This window comes from Streptomyces sp. WELS2 (assembly GCF_013870595.1).
GTDB lineage: Bacteria > Actinomycetota > Actinomycetes > Streptomycetales > Streptomycetaceae > Streptomyces.
Genome location: NZ_JACBWZ010001172.1, coordinates 1 through 1,550, shown reverse-complemented (window position 1 = coordinate 1,550; position 1,550 = coordinate 1). Strand labels below are relative to the sequence as shown.

General features: G+C 75.5%; 1 protein-coding gene. It reads right to left on the bottom strand.

Features of this window, described 5'->3' with window-relative positions:
- Positions 1-1,550 (bottom strand): beta-ketoacyl synthase N-terminal-like domain-containing protein (locus tag H5J33_RS34740; RefSeq protein WP_181798637.1); only part of this gene is annotated, 1,550 nt, incomplete at both ends.

Genomic DNA, 1,550 nt, shown 5'->3' with positions numbered 1-1,550 from the left:
AGCACCGGCGGGGCGGTGGCGGGGTCCGGCTCGGCGGGCTCGGGCTCGGTGGACTCCTCGAGGATCACATGGGCGTTGGTGCCGCTGATCCCGAAGGAGGACACCCCGGCCCGGCGGGCCCGGCCGGTCTCGGGCCACGGGCGCGGCTCGGTGAGCAGTTCCACGGCGCCCGCGCTCCAGTCGACCTGGGTGGAGGGCTTGTCCACGTGCAGGGTCCCGGGCAGGACGCCGTGCCGCATCGCCATCACCATCTTGATGACACCGGCGACCCCGGCCGCGGCCTGCGTGTGGCCCATGTTCGACTTCACGGACCCCAGCCACAGCGGCTCGTCGCGGTCCTGGCCGTAGGTGGCGAGCAGGGCCTGGGCCTCGATCGGGTCGCCGAGGGTGGTCCCCGTGCCGTGGGCCTCCACGGCGTCCACGTCGGCCGGGGTGAGCCCGGCGGCGCTGAGCGCGGCACGGATGACGCGTTGCTGGGAGGGGCCGTTGGGGGCGGTCAGGCCGTTGGACGCGCCGTCGGAGTTGACGGCGGAGCCGCGCACCACGGCGAGGACCCGGTGCCCGTGGCGGCGGGCGTCGGAGAGGCGCTCCACGACGAGCACTCCGGCGCCCTCGCCCCAGCCGGTGCCGTCGGCGCCGTCGGCGAAGGACTTGCAGCGGCCGTCGGCGGCCAGTCCGCGCTGCCGGGCGAAGTCCACGAAGGTGTCCGGTGTCGACATGACGGTGACGCCGCCGACCAGGGCGAGGTCGCATTCGCCCTGGCGCAGCGCCTGGGCGGCCAGGTGCAGGGTGACCAGGGACGAGGAGCAGGCGGTGTCGACGGTGACGGCCGGTCCCTCCAGGCCGAGGGCGTAGGCGACCCGGCCGGAGACGACGCTGCCGAGGCTGCCGTTGCCCAGGTAGGCGGCGAGGTCCTCGGGGACCTCGGCGAGCCGCGTGCCGTAGTCGTGGTACATGACGCCCGCGAACACGCCGGTGCCGGAGCCGCGCAGCCGGTGCGGGTCGATGGCGGAGCGTTCCAGGGCCTCCCAGGACACCTCCAGCAGGAGCCGCTGCTGGGGGTCCATGGCGGTGGCCTCGCGCGGGCCGATGCCGAAGAAGGCCGCGTCGAACTCGGCCGCGTCGTACAGGAAGGCGCCCTCGCGGGTGTAGGTGCGGCCGGGGGTGCCCGGCTCGGGGTCGTAGAGCGCGTCGGTGTCCCAGCCGCGGTCCGTGGGGAAGCCGCCGACCGCGTCGACGCCGTCGGCGACGAGCCGCCACAGGTCCTCCGGGGAGCGGACCCCGCCGGGGTAGCGGCAGCTCATGCCGACGATGACGACCGGGTCGTCCTCCGGGGCGGTACGGGCGTGAGCGGCGGTGGTCTCCTCGGGGCCGGTGCCGAAGAGGCGGTCGTGGAGGTGACCGGCCAGGGCGCGGGAGGTGGGGTGGTCGAAGACCAGGGTGGCGGGCAGCCGCAGCCCGGTGGCGGTGTTCAGCCGGTTGCGCAGTTCGACGGCGGCGAGCGAGTCGAAGCCGAGGTCGGTGAAGGCCCGGCCGGGGTCGACGGCGGC